Genomic DNA, 16,513 nt, shown 5'->3' with positions numbered 1-16,513 from the left:
AAAACCGCCTTGACCACCAAAACCGCCAGGTTGACCACCGAAGCCACCTTGACCGCCAAAGCCGCCAGGTTGACCACCGAAGCCACCTTGACCACCGAAGCCGCCAGGTTGACCACCGAAGCCACCTTGACCACCTTGTGCACCAAAGCTACCAGGAGCGCCTTGAGCACCAGCAGGAGCACCAGCAGGACGTGGGTTACGTGCAGGAACTACTGTAGAAATCGCATGTTTGTAAACCATTTGGCTTACAGTATTTTTTAATAAAACGACATATTGGTCAAAAGATTCAATATGACCTTGTAATTTAATACCGTTAACAAGGAAGATAGAAACAGGGATGCGTTCCTTACGGAGAGAATTCAAGAACGGATCTTGTAAAGTTTGACCTTTAGACATGTTATAACTCCAAAAAAATTTAAAAATCAGCGCAAAAACTATCTCTATTATTCAAATAAAAATTATAAAAAGACAGTTACTAAATTTTGCTTTATCCGTAACACTTTCGCAAGTCTTCTTGAGCCTGCGTTATGGTCGAATATGTTTTAAAATTATGCGATTCTTGCAAAGATCTTAACCACGTATATTGACGTTTTGCAAGTTGTCGTGTCGCAAACAAAGACTTATCCTCCATTTCTTGCCTTTTTTCGTTACTTTGATCACTTTTTTGCAGGAATTCTAAAGTTTGACGATAACCGACGGAACGCATGGAAGGTAAATTATCATTTAAATCGTATTTTTCAATCAGACCTTCTACTTCATGTAAAAATCCGATATCCCACATAGTTTTAAGCCGCTGTTCAATACGTTTATGTAATTCTACACGATCAGGCAATAAAGCATGATTATGAAAAGTGTAACGATATGGTACATTTTTGGGTTGCTCGGCTTGTAGTTTTGTAATCGGCTGCCCTGTGAGCTTAAATACTTCTAATGCACGGATAATTCTTTGTTTATCACTGATCTTGAATTTCTGTCCTGCCAAGGGATCTACCGCACATAATTCTGCATACACCACATCCCAGCCTTGTTGTTCTGCTTGCGCTTCAATTTCAGCCCGGACAGCATGATCAGCACTAGGTAAATTGCTCGACAATCCTTCTAGTAAGGCTTTGAAATAAAGCATGGTTCCGCCCACCAAAATAGGTGTTTTACCACGTGCATGCATATCATCAATCAGCAGACAAGCATCTTCTACAAACTGCGCAGCTGAATACACTTCCAAAGGCGTAATAATATCAATCAGATGATGCGGATAACGCGCCTGCTCCTCTTTCGTTGGTTTTGCCGTACCAATGTCCATATCTTTATAAACCAGCGCAGAATCGACGGAGATAAGCTCAAAATGACCTTGCTCATAAAGTTCACATGCCAAAGCGGTTTTACCACTTGCAGTTGGTCCCATTAAATTGATGACCGGCAATTGATTTGACATGTACAACTACTCTCCTCGAGCAAAAAGTTTATCTAATTGTGAAAGTGGAAATGCACGCCAGGTTGGACGTCCATGATTACACTGGCTGGCAAATTCGGTTTGTTCCATTTGGCGCAGCAAGGCATTCATTTCAGAAAGGCTTAAAATACGATGTGCACGCACTGCGCCATGACACGCCATTCCCGCTAAAATCTGGTCACGCTTTTGCAGCAAGCCTTGCGCTTCATCACTCGGGTCTAAATCATTCAACAATTCAGGCACCAAGGATTCAAAATCCGCCTTATGCAAAATGGCAGGCACCCCACGTACAATCACTTGTTCATCGCCATATTGATCAATTTCCAGACCTAAACGCGCAAGCTGATCTTTTAGCTCATCGACCCGCATGGCTTGCATACGACTGATACTGATGACTTTGGGAATAAGCAGCTGTTGTGATGTCCAAAATTCTGGCTTGTCCCACGCCGCTTTCATTTGCTGCAATACAATCCGCTCATGCGCGGCATGCATATCAACAACAATCAAGCCTTCAGTGTTCTGCGCCAGAATGTAAATGCCATGCAATTGTGCAATCGCAATCCCTAATGGATGCTCATCCACATGAACGGCTGCACGTTGTTCAAATTGATTCAGCTCTGTATGCGCAGCCGATGAGGTTGATTCACGCAATGGCGCTAAATAGCTTTGCAAGGCATTATTCAGTTGCTGTGATCCCGTATAGCGACTTTGCGAAGACTGTGACGAGTACTGAACAGTTTGCGGGCTAGAAGCATTGAAATCCGTTAACAATTCAGTAGATGATTCAAACGCCATGACAGGCTGTTTAGTTTCAACAGCGCGATGGAGTTGAAACTGTTCCTGATAACGCGGAAGCTGCACTTGAGGATTCTGAACAGCCTCCTCTTGCGTTTTCATGGCCTGCGCCAGGTCAGCACTTGCCGTCTGGAACTGAGACAAAGTTTCTTTAGCAAAATGACGCACAAATTCATGCACTTCACGCTGGTTTAAAAAACGAATTTCATGCTTGGTGGGATGTACATTGACATCGACATTTTCAGGATCCACTTCTAAAAAAAGCAAATAGGCAGCATGTTGATGACCATGCAAAATCCCATCGTAAGCCATACGCAAGGCATGGGAAATGGTTTTATCTTTCACAATCCGCCCATTCACGTAGACATACTGCAAGTCCGCTTGTGAACGCGCATCGGAGGGATGTCCGAGCCAACCAGACAAACGCATGCTGATGCTATCGGCATCAATCCAGTAGGCATTTTCAGTAAATTGGCGACCCAATAACTGCTGAACACGTTGGAAACGCAGCTCGCCACTATCAGCAATCGGCAAGTTCAAACGAATATTATTGTTATGCTCTAAAACAAAACGGATATCGAAATGGGTTAATGCCAGACGACGGACAATTTCTTCAATATGACCAAACTCAGTACCCTGCTTTTTTAAAAATTTACGCCGTGCAGGCACATTAAAAAACAGATCCTGAATCCGAATATGGGTGCCTTTTTGAGTCGCGACCGCCTGAATTTCCTGATGATCAAACGCGGTACCATTCACTTCTACCTGATAACCGACACCTTCATCATTCTGGCTGCTGGTCAAGGTTAAACGGGAAACGGCGGCAATAGAGGCCAAAGCTTCACCACGAAAACCCAAACTGACAATGGCCTGTAAATCATCCGCCGTTTGAATTTTACTGGTGGCATGACGCATGACTGCCAGAGCTAAATCATCAGGATGAACCCCATGACCATTGTCGATAATTTCAATTAAGGTGCTGCCACCTTGTTCAACGCGAATAATAAGTTCAGTCGCACCCGCATCAATTGAATTTTCTAATAATTCTTTCACCACGGATGCTGGACGTTCAATCACCTCACCTGCAGCAATCTGGTTTGCCAGTGCAGGATTAAGGGTATGAATACGACGTTCGCTTAAATGATCACGCATTGTTCAGTTGACTCTCTAATGCTTGTTTTAATGCTGCCGATGAAAAACTTAAACTTGCTGTACGCGTCAGCTCATCTTCAGACTTTTCAATATTAATAATCAGGTCTGCTTGTGGAATTTCATCGCCACCTTTTGAGGGCCATTCAAATAAAAATAGCGCATCCGGTGTTTCCAGATAATCGCGAATACCCATCAGTTCAAGTTCATAAGGATCATTTAAACGGTATAAATCGAAATGAAAGATATCTTTACCGTTAATATTATAGGGTTCAACCAAGGTATAGGTGGGGCTTTTTACTGCGCCCTGATGTCCTAAACTTTGCAAGAAATAGCGTGTCAGTGTGGTTTTCCCTGCACCTAAATCGCCAATTAAATAAACCACGCCCGTGCTAAAATGCTGCGCCAAAACCTGTGCTAAATTTTGGGTATCGTCTTCATTGTTCAAGGCTAAATTAAATGAATACTGCATATTACTCACGACATGATTCCAAAGACCAATTATGATAGCATCGCACCGCTTTATTGCCCATGCTCGCACTTGCAAATGTGTAACTTTTCCTACATTTCCCTGTAAATATCATTCATTTTAATGACCGACAGATTGATCCAAGACAAATCACATGACCAGCACTGAATTTATTCCACCCATGATTGATGGTGTAAGCGCAAGCAAAGTATTTCTTCCTAAAATGAAGCCTGCACCGACAACTGTCTATCAATATTTATGTCAGCAGTTTGCACATATTGAACCCGCTGAATGGCAGCAACGTTTTACCGACGGATTAATTTATGATGCTTTAGGTCAGGTATTAAACTTGAGCTCTGAATATATCGAAAATAGCCACGTGTTTTACTACCGTTGTCTAGCACACGAAATACATGTTCCCTTTGAACATGAAATTTTATTTGAAAATGAACACTTGCTAGTGATCGATAAACCGCATTTTTTAACCATCAGCCCAACCGGACAATACGTTCAGGAAACACTGTTAGTGCGTTTAAAAAAACAAAGCGGTAATGAATTTTTAACCCCGATTCATCGTCTCGACCGTGAAACTGCGGGGGTGGTTTTATTCTCTAAACAACCTTCTACCCGAGCAATCTATCAAGAAATGTTTGCACAGCGCCAGGTGAGTAAAACCTATCATGCCATTGCTCCTTTTCATGCAGATTTGACATTTCCTTGTCATACCCGCTACCGGATGGAAAAAGGACAACCCTTTTATACGATGCAAGTGGTTGAAGGGCAAATAAATAGCGAAACGGAAATTGATTTAATTGAACATGATGCTGTTTGGGGAAAATATGAACTTAAACCGATCACGGGTAAGCAACATCAATTGCGTGTCCATTTGAACAGTTTAGGCATTGCCATTAAAAATGATCCTTTTTATCCAGTGGTACAGCATAAAAGGGAAGATGACTTTTCCGCACCATTACAGCTTTTAGCAAAGCATATTCAGTTTAATGATCCTATCACTTTTCAGGATATGCAATTTTCGTCCAACTTTGAGTTGACATTGTAATAAGCTTGTCATTACAAATTATTTTCGTAAATATAGTGTATGAATATTGAAATTACATTAGATTTGATTAAAATAAATGCTGAAAAGTTAAGTAATTAGATGTATTCAGAAAATTATGAGAAAAACCGAAGTTTATCAAATAAGACTTGACTCCCAAGAAAAAAAACATGCTTTTGCGGTGTTTAAACAATTGGGGATTACGCCGGCACAAGCGGTTCGACTGTTCTTTAAACAAGTCGTGCTAACCAAATCCATCCCTTTTTCTATTGAAAATCAAAGTATTAATTTGGAGCAACTGTATAAGATCCGTAAATTAAAGCAACAGCAGACCGTTTTAAATGGTGAAGCAGAACAATCGCTTGATGCGGATGAAGAATTTATTTTAGATGATGACCATTTGGACCTGTTTGAAGAGCTGAATGCCATTTTGGGTGAAAGTGACAAAACTTAACAGTGTCGCATTTACAAACAAATTTTAAAAAACCGAATATAAAAAATTAGTTATGCTTCATGCAAAGATAATAAAAGCATGGAGTATAGAATGATCGTAAGACGCGCAACTCTAGAAGATTTACATCCACTTGCAGTTTTATTCGATGAATATCGCCAATTTTATGGTGCTTCTTCCAACCTGAATTTATCCTATCAATTCTTAAAACAGCGCTTTGAAAATCAAGAAAGCGTGATTTTTATTCATATCAAAGACAATGTCTTTACCGGTTTTGTTTTACTTTATTTAGGATTTTCTTCGGTCGCTTGTTCAACCTATTATATTTTAGATGATGTATATGTCACCCCAATCTATCGACGTCAGGGTTCGGCAAAACAACTGATTGATACTGCCATTTTATTTGCACGTCATGAAAATGCATTACGCATTAGCCTGGAAACTCAAAAAACCAATTATCAATCCCATAAACTGTATGAGCATATGGGCTTTGTGAAAGATAATGAATTCCAGACCTATCATTGTTTCCTTAGATAACCATACGTGTCTTGGCGAGTTCAACTTGTTGTTCATCTAAATAAATCCACTTCCCCTGTTCCAATTCAGGAAGTGCTAAAGCCCCAATTTGCTGACGGTGTAATCGTTCAACTTTATTGCCCACAGCAGCTAACATCCGTTTCACCTGATGATAAACACCTTGATGAATGGTCAACTGTAATTCATTTTCCGAAAGCTGAATCACATCTGTTGCCGCAAAAACACCTGATTCATTACGTAATTCTACGCCCTGCTGCAATTGCTGAATCTGTTGCTCTGTCACAGAATCGGCCGTTTGCATTCGATAGACTTTAGCCACGTGTTTTTTTGGATGAGTTAAGGCTTGCAGAAACTGCCCATCATCGGTAAGTAATAAAAGTCCACTCGTGTCCTGATCTAAACGGCCCACACATTGCAAACCACGGTTCATCAAAACATCATCAAAAAGATCAAACACACTAAAATGGTGCGTGGCCTGATGTGAACATTCATAATCCTGCGGCTTGTTTAAAGCGATATAGACCTTTTCACGATATTCAAAATGTTCGCCATATACGGAAAAACTTAAATGATTTAAATCCAGTTTATGTTTTGCATTGGTGATGACTTCACCTTGGATGGCAATCGCTCCATTTTTAATGAGCTGCTGGCAATGTTTACGCGAACCGAAACCTTGCGATTGCAACATCTTTTCCAAGAACATAAACCTTATCCTTTAACTATCATCAAAGCCGCATTCTATACTGAAATACAGCCTAATTTTATTGTTCAACGCCTCTTTAAAGTAAATCTAAGCGCAAAACCCGATACAATGGATCTTATTTATCTCATCTCCCTGAAAGTAATGTCCAATTTAGATTTAAATCTGATCGTTTTACTGGTTTTATTGGCTTGCGGCATCTTTAGTCATAACAGTGCAGTCACGATTGCTGCCGGTGTTTTAATTGTTTTTCGCATTACCCCGCTGAGTGAATTTTTCCCTTATTTGCAGCAACACGGTTTAAATATCGGCATCATTATTTTAACCATTGGCGTGCTCACTCCTATTGCCAGCGGAAAAATTCCGGGAGAGGCAATTTTAAAATCCTTTATGAGCTGGAAATCACTACTGGCAATTGCGATTGGTGTTTTAGTCGCCTGGCTGGGGGGACGTGGGGTTAAACTGATGAGCAACCAGCCCGATGTGGTTGCAGGTTTATTGATTGGTACGGTTGCAGGTGTTGCGGTATTACGCGGTGTTCCTGTAGGTCCTTTAATTGCCGCAGGGATACTGACTCTGTTTATTGGGCATTCATAAAATTAAGCTTGTTATTGACCCATATTAAAACTCAGTCTTTATAAGATTTTCTATTTTCCAATTTAAAAAGACAAACAACAGATGAGCTATTAATCCAGCTCATCTGTTCTATTGATCACCTCAATTTTTAAATAAATGATTGATTTTCTTTATGCAGAATAATACTGATTACGCTTTTGCGAGAATTTAGCCAATTGCTTTAAGAAACCTTCAAAGTAACTCTTCTCTTTCTCCTCAGTTCGATAGCCCGCATACAAAGTACGGCGCAAACCTTTAGCAGAGACGCAATCTAAACGGCGTGAAGTGACCCAGCCCTTTTGCTCATATTCATTCACCACCCAGTCTGGAAGTGCCGCAATACCACGTCCACTGGCAACCAGTTGAATCAACATCTGGGTTAAATCGGTCGTGCGTATCTTTTTAGGTTGAATATTCGCAGGAATAAACAGTTTTGCCATGATATCCAGACGGTGCTTATCGACTGGATAGGTAATCAGGGTCTCATCTGCCAATTCTTGAACGGTAATGCGTTCTGCACGCACCAAGGGATGAGTATTGGATAAAACCAGACGTGATTCATATTCAAAAATCGGGAAATATTCGATGCCTTTTAATGCAATCGGATCTGCGGTAATCAACATATCAAATTCTGCATTTTGCAAAAGTTCATGCGGATTGGATTCAAAACCTGAAGCAAAGTCCAGGTCTACATCTGGATATAAATGGCGATATTGATTGAGCAAAGGCATTAACCAGTCAAAACAGCTATGACATTCAGATGAAAAAATAATACGCCCGGTCTGACCATGCACAATACGGGTAATGTCTGATTGGGTAATCTGAATTTGTGGCAATACATCATCAGCCAACTTGAGTAAACGCTGCCCCACATTGGAAAAAGTCACCGGGCGGCTACGGCGATTCACCACTTCTACCCCATACCAATGGTCCAGTTCTTTCAGCTGATGCGAAATTGCTGATGGCGTTAAACACAAATCATTGGCAGCAGCGACCAATGAACCATGCTCACGCAAAGCCGTTAAAGTTTTGAGATGACGAATTTCTAGCATGAGAAGGAGAACCCGCAAAATGAAACTTTGTCCGAGTGAAAAACATGTACCTTTGCTATATGCACGGGAATCTTTTAGAAAATAATTCTACTTAAAGATAAGCACTCAGATAAATTTTCAAAAAATAAAAATGAATACTATTCAATATAACATAAAATTAATTAGCATTTTTCATGTTTGGTTTTATTCGAGGATGTTTTCAACGAAATAATCTATTTACAGAAAAAACATCATGAATTACTTCTCACATTCTAGGCTACCCACGTATTATGGGCAAAACGTGAACTTAAATTTGCCGAGGAAAGCTAGTGGAAAGGCGGATCTACTCCAGTCGATTTTTTGGCAAAAGCACAAGCAGTTAAAGCAAGTAATGGGCAAGCGAAATTAATGTAAGGCTTTCATTGGTAGCTATGGGAGTAGCTTTATGACAGTATTTTGACGCATGCGGTACGTTTAGGCATGATTTCACCTCAATTTACTTCGGATAAAACGAATCAGCTTTTAAGAAAAGCGATAATATTGCCCTGTACCCAAATCATAAAAACTCAAGGTAGAACCAGAAATCGTAATCTCGAAATAACTTGAATTTCCGTAATGATAACCTTCGTATTTTTTTACGCCTTTCTTTTTTAAGCTGATAAATTCACTATGGCCATAATCATATAAATTGAACTCCCGACCGGTATTTCGCCCCTCAAAAATTACTGATCGCTGATAATCATAAAGTTTCGCTTCATGTTGATTCACATTGCCGCTTATTTGAGGATAGGCATTTTCGTTATAATCATAAATATTGGATTTATTATCACCAAATTCCAGCTTGGCCACCACTAAAGCGAGAGCCGCTCTCTGATACTGTTTCATAAATTTTTCCTTTTATTTTTTTAATTGTTTTGAGCTATAGAAAAAATCATCCTGTTTTTTCTATTTTAAAACTTATTCAAATTGTTGTTATTCAGACACAACATAACAAATTCTTTTTTCAAATTAAAGCATTACTTTTATATTGCCTCAAATTCAACTTTAATTAATCTTGTTCACTCAATAATCTGACTCACTCTCCCTCAATTAAAAACCTAAACCTGTTTAAAACTTTGGTCTTAGCTTTGCAGCAATTAAAACCAAACTGGTTATGAAAATTTCAATATTATCTATATAAAGCACATCAGTAATAAATTAAACAGCTGTATTTCAACACGCTAAAAATAATCAAGCTAAGCACATCTGTTTAATATCAATGTTTTGACTATGGTTCAATCAAAGATAAATATTGTATTTACCTGTCGCTTTATATTTAAGCTCAAGTCATTAATAAATGCAGATTTGAGAAAAAATAATGCCGATAAAACTGATATGTGTCTCGCACACACCCTTACTGGATTTTGCATCTCCTCCCGCAGAAATTGAAGCAGCTGCACGTGCAACATTCCAAAAATTGGCGGAACAGGTTAAAGCGTATGACCCTACGCTCATTGTGGTGTTTGGTCCAGACCATTTTAATGGCTTCTTTTACGACCTGATGCCAAGTTTCTGTGTCGGTGTGCGTGCAAGGGCTGCGGGTGACTGGAACTACGGACCTGCGCCATTAAACGTTCCAGAGGATAAAGCCTTAGCTTTGATTGAACACTGCTTAGAGCACGATATTGATGTTTCCTATTCATATCGTATGCAAGCCGATCATGGCTTTACCCAACCGCTGGATTTACTTTGTGAAGGTCAGCTGGATCGTTATCCAGTCATTCCCGTATTTATTAATGGCGCTGCTGCACCAATGCCACGAACCAAACGGGTGATTGAACTGGGTAAAGTGATTGGCGAATATCTTAAAAGCTTAGATGAACGCATTTTAATTATTGGATCGGGCGGTTTATCGCATGATCCACCGACCCCTCAAATCAGCACCGCAGCACCCGAAGTGCAGGAATTCTTAATTGCGGGGCGTAACCCAACAGCAGAAGCACGTGATCATCGTCAATCCAAAATCATTGCGGTTGGACAACGCTTGGCGAGTGGCGACATGTCAGCCGCGCTCTCGCTGAACCCGGAATGGGATAAAGACTTATTGCAGCGCTTTAAAAATGCGGACTTTGATTACCTCGCCAATATGAGCAATGACGAAATTCGCCGTGATGGTGGACGTGGCGGTCAGGAAATCCGAGCCTGGATTGCGGCATTCGCAGCGCTTTCTGCAAGTGGTGAATATGATTCGGAAGTGCATTATTATGAACCGATTCAGGAATGGATTGCAGGCATGGGCATGATGACCGCTGAACCCAAATCACAAACATTTAACAAGTCATAAAATTCATATCTGCAAAAATTCAAAGAAAAAGGACATCGAATGATGTCCTTTTTGATCAAAGCATTGAAGCTTATTCAACAAAAAGTAAAGCCAAACGTACCTGATCATAACCCATACGCGGTGTAGTCGCTTCCACGATTGGGCGCAGTTTAATCACGCCATCTTCACTAAAATGTTCCGGGCTTTGACGCTTCATTAAACGCTTATAAATTTTCCGTACCTGTTCAACCACTTCTTCGCCCGGATGTGCCACAGAAATATCCAGGCCCTGTTCTTTATGCAATTTGGCAAGATGATTAATAATGGTTGCAGGTGTTAATCCACGCTCAACTGCAATATCCTGAATTTCATAACCTTCGACAAACAGCTCACGCGTTTCATCCAGTGTCGCAGTCGCATAATTGGTTTTACCACCACTTTTGGCTATTTTCTTTTCATTGCGCTGAATTTCAGTTTCATTCAATGTCCCGCCGCAATGACGTATAAAGGCTTTGTGTTGCGGCATCAAATCAATCGCCTCAAAATGATTTTCCGCTTCAGTGGATAATTCCTGAAAACGTCGATCAGCTTTAATCGCCAAACTATCCAGTTCCAAAGCCTGCTCATTAATGCCGAGCAGTTTTAAGCCACTTAAGGCTTTTAGACGTGATATTGCGACATAGCCCTGACCTTTCTCAAAAGTATGCGCCAGATTAATTTCAGCCGCTTCCAGGGTCATGCCTTGAGACTTATGAATGGTAATCGCCCAGGCCAAACGCAGTGGAATTTGCTGAAAACTGGCAATGGTTTTACCGGCATCGTTATCGACCGACCATGTTTCAGGCGTAACAATCAGCACTGTGCCATCAGTCAGTTTTACTTTCGGTAAAATACCATGATCATCATCTTCTTCAAAGCCGATGACTTCGCCTAAACTGCCGTTGATATAGCCCATATCAAAGTTGTTTTTTACAAACATAACTTTAGCATTTTTCTTTAAGGTCAGATTTTCAGGCGCACGAACCGAAGATTTTAAAGTTTCAATCAGTTTATCATTGCCATCACATACCGCTTCAAACTGTCGCTCATCCGCTTCAATGGCATTCAGATGCTTAAAGTTAATCGCATCCACATCCATATTATGGGTATATAAACGGGTAAAGGTTTCACCAATTTCCTGCTGGCGGGTTTGTTCCAAAGCCTGTAAATGTTCCGCAGTAATGCTTTGACTACGAATTGCATTTAAGATGTCATTTAAATAATCGTTGCCTTGACGATGCTGCTCAGTCAAATAACAGACCCGGAACTTCGCCTCGACCCAGGCATCGGACATAAAGCAGAATTTATCACGATTGCGTTCATCATTTTTACCCACTGGTGGTAACTGGAAGAAGTCACCTGCGACAATCACCTGAATCCCGCCAAAAGCGTCATCGCTTTCTTTGAAATATTTTAAAACCTGATTGACCAGATTCAGCTGCTTGGCATGCAACATGGAGATTTCATCAATAATCAGCACCTGGGCATTTTCCAAATGCTCTTTTAGGTATTTGCGCTCTTTCATGTTTTTCAGGTCGGCATCGGATAAAAAATCCTTGATGCCAATGCCTGCCCAGGTATGAATGGTCATTCCATTCATATGGGTTGCCGCAATCCCGGTCGATGCAGTAATCGCCACCGGTACTTTACGGGCTTTTAAATAATTGATGTACTGATTGAGCGTATAGGTTTTCCCTGCACCAGCCGAACCTGTTAAAAAGACATTTTCGCCCGCTTTTAAAAGCTTGAGTGCAGTTTCTTGTTTCATAAGACCTATAACCGTAAATTAACGGCTATAGCCTACCGATTTTTTCCCTAAAAGTTAAGCACAGAAAAAAGTTTAACGACAGCAGCTGTCACTTAAACGCGATTAACTGTAAATTTAACCAAGAGATAAATTGCAGAGCGACATTCACAAAAAGATATTCGGCTTTCTGATTATGCGGATATTCCAGCTGGTCATAGAGCAACTGCCCCTCTCTTAAATGACAGCCTAGAGTCATATGGTGTGTACCTGTTTTGGATGCCATATGAAAAGCCACATATTCCCCTTCCATAATACGCTGTGCATAGCTGACTGCCAGGCAATGATGGCATCTTTTAGACTCTTCGATAATTCGGTCTAAATCTGCCAGCTCTTCAAAGCTCCAGCCTGCAAACTGAGTCTTTTTCTCAACGATGAGCGGTTGCCACACAGCTTCAGCATAATTTTTCTTTAACTGGGTAATAATTTCCTGTTTCTGGATTTGATCATGCCAATGAATGGCTTGATGAAACAGCCCCATCCAGGTTGTGCTTTTGGGCAACATTTTATTGTCACTAAAATAATCGACCAGATAATCTCGCACATAGGAATCAAAAACTGACACTCGGGTATGCCGATCACGTAAATAAAAGATTTGCCTAAACGCATCCAGCTGCATTTTATAGCGCTGTAATACAGGATAAAAATCACGGTTCTGATGGGTTTCCGGACGGAGATAAAACATCAGATCTTCAGGTAATGTCTGGGTTATTTTTTGTAGATGCAACATATACGCCTGCATCACCCGACTTAAACGCAAATAGATCTTCTTGACGGTTTGCTCATTGCCTTTGGCGACACTGCGCATCAGTTCCATCCATTCATCCAAGTACAAAATAGAAGGACTAATCGCGATCCGATGATCATCTAGGGCTTGTCGCTGCCCTTTTAACACCACACTCTGATTATTTTCATGTTTAAACCATTCTTCCTGCATCGCAAAATAGTGACAACTATGAATAAACATGCGTGCTGAAGAATGCTGAAAATACTGCAAGGTGGCTAAAATGACTTGCGGGTGAACCTGACTGGTATCTAGAAAACTTAAAGCCGTCACGGCGACCCTGACACTGCTGTGCTGAATATGACGACTTAGCCAATCCAGCACATCACCAGATTGTTTAAACAGCCAGTTCACTGTACGTGGATAATCAAATAATGGCAGTTTCGCGACTTTTTTCTGCCAGACTGTAGAGCTGGCGTGAAGAAAATTATGCTTTGACAATAAATCATCACGTTGCCAAAGTTCGCGTCGCATTAAACGGACAAAACCTAATAATTGTGCTTTTTCTTGTGCATGACGATATAGCAGCTGAATATCATCTTGATGTTCAATTAACTCATTTAAATTAAAACGCTCTTCAAATGACAGTGCCATAATGCGATACATGGCAGCAGGTAAAAACTGCGAGGCGCTAAAACAAAATTCATCCAGACATTCCATCAATGGCTGTAGCGCTAAAAACTCATCCCCACAGACCACCTGAATCGAGCAAATCTGTTGCAGCATTTGCACAAGAGTCTCAGGTACAGCTGTTTTATTTAGCACATAATCAGTCAAAACTTTTGAATGATAAATCCCTGCATTCATCATTAGTTGATCAATAATTTCAGCTTCATCTACGCGCAGATATTTTAAATAAGTACTGATCCGTTCAGCGCCATTAACCCATACATAAATCTGCTCGAGTAATAACTGTCGTAATTGTTGGGCTTTTTGACGCAGAAAAAGAGAATGTTGCGGCTTTAAATCACCAGTTAAAAAATACAGATCATGTAATATGAATTCTTCGAATGCTTCTGCTTTTTGCCCCGAATAAGTAAAATCACACTGCAAGATGCTTTTCAGAGGGGATTCCGGTGCATAGAATTTGAGTTGAAACAAACCATTGGCGACGTGTACTGCATGCCGCTCTTGATCAATACGAAACATATTTTGCGCATTCAGATCAAAAGCAATATTGAGCTGATCTTGAAAAATCTCATTTAGACTTTTAGAAATTCTGAGTAACTGTTTCGCAACCAATTGATACTGCGGTACTAAACGACCCTGTTCCATACTCGCCTCAAATTAAACAAGCATCCTAAGATGAATTTAATAATAGAATGAAGCTACTGTATGCTGACTTGAGAATTTAATCAAACCTCTCAGCAACTCATCCAGTCTTAACGATTTGATAATGAATTATAAAAAATGCTAGAACTAAAATATTCACTGAGCTTATTCAAGCTTTATCAATTTCTCGTTGTTGTTTTAAGTGTTCTAATCCGGCATAAATTTGTTGCTGAATCTGCTCACGAAAATCTGCTAATTGTTCAGCATTTTCAATATGCATTAAATTTTGCCGTGGCATAAACTGAAAATAAAAAGGTAAGCGTTTTGGAATGAGGTTTTTAGGCAAGGACGGAATAACATCGCCATGCCGGAGTAATTTATCCAGTCGAGGTACTTTCAACAGCTTTTGAAACCATTGACTTTCAATAATCTGATTTGCATCAAAACCGAGCTCAAAGACTTCATCGCCACCCAAAGCTGCAAATGGAACAATATCGTAGTTAAATTCTTGCGCCAGTTTTAAGAAACCATAACGCTGCTTCCAGATCAGCTGATAGGCCTCACCTTTTCTTTTTAACACTTCCCGACCGCCACCCGGAAAGACCAGGATTGAATAACCCTGCTGCATCGCGGCACGGATATATTCTCTATTACCGTCGACTGCACCAAATTTTTTAAACAAGGTGCGCCAGCCTGGCAAATAAAAATGACCATGATCAGCAATACTGACCACAGCCACTTTATGTTGGTTATACAGGTAATCAATCAGGATCGGTGAATCAAATATCCCATATAGCGTGTGATTACCGACATACATTGCAGGTTTGGATGCATCAATATGTTCAGCACCGAAAAAGCTGGGTGTGAAATACTGTTTGGACAACGCACTTAGGCGTTTGATCCATCTGGCATCATGCTCAACCTGCAATATATTGTTCCTTATGCAACAACGTGTTTTTGCACAAGAATCGAACCAACAGAATAACCCGCGCCAAATGAGCAAAGTACGCCGTACTCGCCATCATTCACTTCATCTGCAGTACGGTGTAAAGCAATAATCACACCTGCAGAAGAGGTATTGGCAAACTCATCCAGAATAATCGGCACCAGTGCACGATCTGCATCTTTACCGACTACATATTTTAAAATGAGGTCATTCATGCTGGCATTGGCTTGGTGCAACCAGAAACGTTTTACGTTGGTTGGTGCAATTTCATTTTTCTCAAGTTGCTTGGTGATGATTTTCGCAACCAGCGGACAAACTTCCTTAAAGACTTTACGGCCGTCTTGACGGAACAGTTTGTCATCTGCAACAGCATCTTCACTACGGTTCAAGTAACCGAAGTTGTTGCGAATGTTGTTCGAGAATTGGGTAAATAAATGCGTATCTACAATTTCAAAACCGGTTTTGGTGGTGGTATCTTCAATGATTGACGCAGTTGCAACATCACCAAAGATAAAGTGACAGTCACGTGAACGGAAATCGGTATGACCCGAAGTAATTTCCACATTTACCAGCAATACACGGCGTGCGCCAGTTTTGATGGCATCAGCTGCCTGTTTTAAGCCGAATGTCGCAGCAGAACATGCCACATTCATGTCATAGGCATAGCCTTCAATGCCCAAAGCAGTTTGAATTTCAATCGCTACGGCAGGATAAGCACGCTGGATGTTTGAACATGACAGAATCACCACATCGATATCTTCGGCAGTCACACCGGCATTTTCCATCGCCTGTTTAGCCGCAGTCACGCCCCATTCCGCTTGAATGGAAAGTTCATCATTGCTGCGTTCACGCAAATGCGGATGAAGACGTTTTGGATCTAGGATACCTGACTTTTCAGCAACATAACGACTTTTAACACCGGATGCTTTTTCAATAAATTCTGCATTTGAACCGCGACGCGCTTCAATTTCACCGGCTGCGATTTTGTCAGCATTGTCGTGGTTAAACTGTTCCACATAAGCATTTAAACTTGCCACTAATTCTTCATTGCTAATGGCCTCTTCTGGATGATAAAGACCAGTACCTGTAATACGAATGCCCATGCAAAACTC

At 40.7% G+C, this 16,513-nt stretch carries 16 protein-coding genes; 5 read left to right on the top strand and 11 right to left on the bottom strand.

Annotated features, from left to right (window positions below):
- The 4 genes from hfq to tsaE form a co-directional block, all read right to left on the bottom strand.
- Window positions 1-396: RNA chaperone Hfq (gene hfq / locus E0H81_RS11655; RefSeq protein WP_131319096.1), on the bottom strand; the 396-nt coding region annotated here is incomplete at its 3' end.
- Between the two features lie 91 nt (window positions 397-487).
- Complete coding sequence (miaA, locus tag E0H81_RS11650) at window positions 488-1,432, bottom strand: tRNA (adenosine(37)-N6)-dimethylallyltransferase MiaA (RefSeq protein ID WP_131319094.1); 945 nt, start codon at window positions 1,430-1,432, stop codon at window positions 488-490.
- Window positions 1,433-1,438: 6 nt separating this feature from the next.
- Window positions 1,439-3,397, bottom strand: coding sequence for a DNA mismatch repair endonuclease MutL (gene mutL / locus E0H81_RS11645; RefSeq protein WP_131319092.1), 1,959 nt, complete (start codon window positions 3,395-3,397; stop codon window positions 1,439-1,441).
- On the bottom strand, window positions 3,390-3,866 hold the full coding sequence (gene tsaE / locus E0H81_RS11640) for a tRNA (adenosine(37)-N6)-threonylcarbamoyltransferase complex ATPase subunit type 1 TsaE (RefSeq protein WP_131319102.1): 477 nt from the start codon (window positions 3,864-3,866) through the stop codon (window positions 3,390-3,392). The genes mutL and tsaE overlap by 8 nt, the downstream gene beginning before the upstream one ends.
- A gap of 151 nt (window positions 3,867-4,017) precedes the next feature.
- On the opposite strand from tsaE, the gene E0H81_RS11635 reads away from it, so the two are divergent.
- From E0H81_RS11635 to E0H81_RS11625, 3 genes are all read left to right on the top strand, one after another.
- Window positions 4,018-4,923 carry a pseudouridine synthase gene (locus tag E0H81_RS11635; RefSeq protein ID WP_131319090.1) on the top strand — a complete coding sequence of 302 codons (906 nt, stop codon included), beginning with the start codon at window positions 4,018-4,020 and terminating at the stop codon, window positions 4,921-4,923.
- A gap of 115 nt (window positions 4,924-5,038) precedes the next feature.
- Window positions 5,039-5,374, top strand: a complete 336-nt coding sequence (locus tag E0H81_RS11630) for a type II toxin-antitoxin system RelB/DinJ family antitoxin (RefSeq protein ID WP_131319088.1) — start codon at window positions 5,039-5,041, stop codon at window positions 5,372-5,374.
- A gap of 90 nt (window positions 5,375-5,464) precedes the next feature.
- Window positions 5,465-5,908: a GNAT family N-acetyltransferase gene (locus E0H81_RS11625; RefSeq protein ID WP_131319086.1), complete on the top strand. Its 444-nt coding sequence runs from the start codon at window positions 5,465-5,467 to the stop codon at window positions 5,906-5,908.
- Here E0H81_RS11625 and E0H81_RS11620 read toward each other — a convergent pair.
- On the bottom strand, window positions 5,901-6,611 hold the full coding sequence (locus tag E0H81_RS11620; RefSeq protein ID WP_131319084.1) for a pseudouridine synthase: 711 nt from the start codon (window positions 6,609-6,611) through the stop codon (window positions 5,901-5,903). The genes E0H81_RS11625 and E0H81_RS11620 overlap by 8 nt on opposite strands.
- Before the next feature lie 141 nt (window positions 6,612-6,752).
- Between E0H81_RS11620 and E0H81_RS11615 the strand changes: the two genes are divergently transcribed.
- A complete protein-coding gene (locus E0H81_RS11615; protein ID WP_131319082.1) occupies window positions 6,753-7,205 on the top strand; it encodes a DUF441 domain-containing protein in 453 nt (150 codons plus the stop codon).
- Window positions 7,206-7,354: 149 nt separating this feature from the next.
- Here the strand turns inward: E0H81_RS11615 and E0H81_RS11610 are convergent, their stop codons facing one another.
- Window positions 7,355-8,275, bottom strand: coding sequence for a LysR family transcriptional regulator (locus tag E0H81_RS11610; RefSeq protein WP_131319080.1), 921 nt, complete (start codon window positions 8,273-8,275; stop codon window positions 7,355-7,357).
- Between the two features lie 501 nt (window positions 8,276-8,776).
- Window positions 8,777-9,139: a hypothetical protein gene (locus E0H81_RS11605; RefSeq protein ID WP_131267320.1), complete on the bottom strand. Its 363-nt coding sequence runs from the start codon at window positions 9,137-9,139 to the stop codon at window positions 8,777-8,779.
- A 472-nt stretch (window positions 9,140-9,611) separates the two neighbouring features.
- Here E0H81_RS11605 and E0H81_RS11600 point away from each other — a divergent pair, with 472 nt between their 5' ends.
- Window positions 9,612-10,577, top strand: coding sequence for a 3-carboxyethylcatechol 2,3-dioxygenase (locus E0H81_RS11600; RefSeq protein ID WP_131319078.1), 966 nt, complete (start codon window positions 9,612-9,614; stop codon window positions 10,575-10,577).
- Window positions 10,578-10,647: 70 nt separating this feature from the next.
- On the opposite strand, the gene E0H81_RS11595 is transcribed toward E0H81_RS11600, so the two are convergent.
- The 4 genes from E0H81_RS11595 to E0H81_RS11580 all read right to left on the bottom strand — a co-directional run bounded on the left by E0H81_RS11595 (window position 10,648) and on the right by E0H81_RS11580 (window position 16,504).
- A complete protein-coding gene (locus E0H81_RS11595; protein ID WP_131319076.1) occupies window positions 10,648-12,363 on the bottom strand; it encodes an AAA family ATPase in 1,716 nt (571 codons plus the stop codon).
- An 88-nt stretch (window positions 12,364-12,451) separates the two neighbouring features.
- Window positions 12,452-14,458, bottom strand: a complete 2,007-nt coding sequence (locus E0H81_RS11590; RefSeq protein ID WP_131319074.1) for a hypothetical protein — start codon at window positions 14,456-14,458, stop codon at window positions 12,452-12,454.
- A gap of 166 nt (window positions 14,459-14,624) precedes the next feature.
- Entirely contained in the window at window positions 14,625-15,383 is a 759-nt protein-coding gene (locus E0H81_RS11585) for a lysophospholipid acyltransferase family protein (RefSeq protein ID WP_131319072.1), read from the bottom strand.
- 11 nt (window positions 15,384-15,394) lie between these two features.
- Window positions 15,395-16,504 (bottom strand): beta-ketoacyl-ACP synthase III, encoded by a 1,110-nt coding sequence (locus E0H81_RS11580; protein ID WP_131267325.1) that lies wholly within the window; start codon window positions 16,502-16,504, stop codon window positions 15,395-15,397.
- Window positions 16,505-16,513: the final 9 nt, after the last annotated feature.

Source organism: Acinetobacter terrestris (assembly GCF_004331155.1).
Taxonomy (GTDB): Bacteria; Pseudomonadota; Gammaproteobacteria; order Pseudomonadales; family Moraxellaceae; genus Acinetobacter; species Acinetobacter terrestris.
Note: the sequence above shows the minus strand (reverse complement) of the source record. Positions and strands in the feature narration are given on the sequence as shown.

Bases quoted from the DNA above. Each gene is read 5' to 3' on its own strand.
- miaA (WP_131319094.1), bottom strand. From the start codon at position 1,432: ATGTCAAATCAATTGCCGGTCATCAATTTAATGGGACCAACTGCAAGT.
- mutL (WP_131319092.1), bottom strand. From the start codon at position 3,397: ATGCGTGATCATTTAAGCGAACGTCGTATTCATACCCTTAATCCTGCA.
- tsaE (WP_131319102.1), bottom strand. From the start codon at position 3,866: ATGCAGTATTCATTTAATTTAGCCTTGAACAATGAAGACGATACCCAA.
- E0H81_RS11635 (WP_131319090.1), top strand. From the start codon at position 4,018: ATGACCAGCACTGAATTTATTCCACCCATGATTGATGGTGTAAGCGCA.
- E0H81_RS11630 (WP_131319088.1), top strand. From the start codon at position 5,039: ATGAGAAAAACCGAAGTTTATCAAATAAGACTTGACTCCCAAGAAAAA.
- E0H81_RS11625 (WP_131319086.1), top strand. From the start codon at position 5,465: ATGATCGTAAGACGCGCAACTCTAGAAGATTTACATCCACTTGCAGTT.
- E0H81_RS11620 (WP_131319084.1), bottom strand. From the start codon at position 6,611: ATGTTCTTGGAAAAGATGTTGCAATCGCAAGGTTTCGGTTCGCGTAAA.
- E0H81_RS11615 (WP_131319082.1), top strand. From the start codon at position 6,753: ATGTCCAATTTAGATTTAAATCTGATCGTTTTACTGGTTTTATTGGCT.
- E0H81_RS11610 (WP_131319080.1), bottom strand. From the start codon at position 8,275: ATGCTAGAAATTCGTCATCTCAAAACTTTAACGGCTTTGCGTGAGCAT.
- E0H81_RS11605 (WP_131267320.1), bottom strand. From the start codon at position 9,139: ATGAAACAGTATCAGAGAGCGGCTCTCGCTTTAGTGGTGGCCAAGCTG.
- E0H81_RS11600 (WP_131319078.1), top strand. From the start codon at position 9,612: ATGCCGATAAAACTGATATGTGTCTCGCACACACCCTTACTGGATTTT.
- E0H81_RS11595 (WP_131319076.1), bottom strand. From the start codon at position 12,363: ATGAAACAAGAAACTGCACTCAAGCTTTTAAAAGCGGGCGAAAATGTC.
- E0H81_RS11590 (WP_131319074.1), bottom strand. From the start codon at position 14,458: ATGGAACAGGGTCGTTTAGTACCGCAGTATCAATTGGTTGCGAAACAG.
- E0H81_RS11580 (WP_131267325.1), bottom strand. From the start codon at position 16,504: ATGGGCATTCGTATTACAGGTACTGGTCTTTATCATCCAGAAGAGGCC.